This is a genomic window from Rathayibacter agropyri (assembly GCF_013249015.1).
Classification (GTDB): domain Bacteria; phylum Actinomycetota; class Actinomycetes; order Actinomycetales; family Microbacteriaceae; genus Rathayibacter; species Rathayibacter agropyri.
Genome location: NZ_JABRPL010000025.1, coordinates 1 through 527, shown reverse-complemented (window position 1 = coordinate 527; position 527 = coordinate 1). Strand labels below are relative to the sequence as shown.

Here is a 527-nt window from a genome sequence, read left to right as displayed (position 1 = left end):
CCGACAGGAGCCGGCCTTAAAGCCGTCGGTTATGCAACCTTCCTGAACGACGCCGGTACCCTCTGGCACAACGAAGTTCAATATGCAGCCAGCGGAGTGACCTCTGCGGTCGCAGAGAACAACGGCACCTACGACACAGTCACCTGGGTCGAGAACGGTGTGGCCAAGGCGCGAGAAAACGGGACGAAGACAACCCAGACCACGTACACCTCCCCCAAGGGAGCCGGCCTTCGGGCTGTTGGCTATGCAACGTTCTTGAACGACGCCGGAGACCTCTGGTACGGCAACACTCTTGTGGCAAGTGGCGTCAGCTCTGCCGTTGCCGAGGAAGGCGGCGGCTTCAGCACGGTCACGTACGTCAAGGATGGCGTCGGCTACGCTCAGGAGTTCGGTTCGAAAACGGCAAAAACGACCTATAAGGCTCCCACTGGAGCTGGACTCACGGCCGTCGGGTACGGAACCTTCCTCAACACCGCCGGGGACCTGTACCACAACGAAACCAAGCAGGCTTCCAACGTCACCTCCGC

At 60.5% G+C, this 527-nt stretch carries 1 protein-coding gene; it reads left to right on the top strand.

Translation table 11 applies throughout. The features are described 5' to 3' along the window. On the top strand, positions 1 to 527 hold a 527-nt coding region (locus HRF29_RS14600), incomplete at both ends, for a hypothetical protein (RefSeq protein ID WP_173249577.1).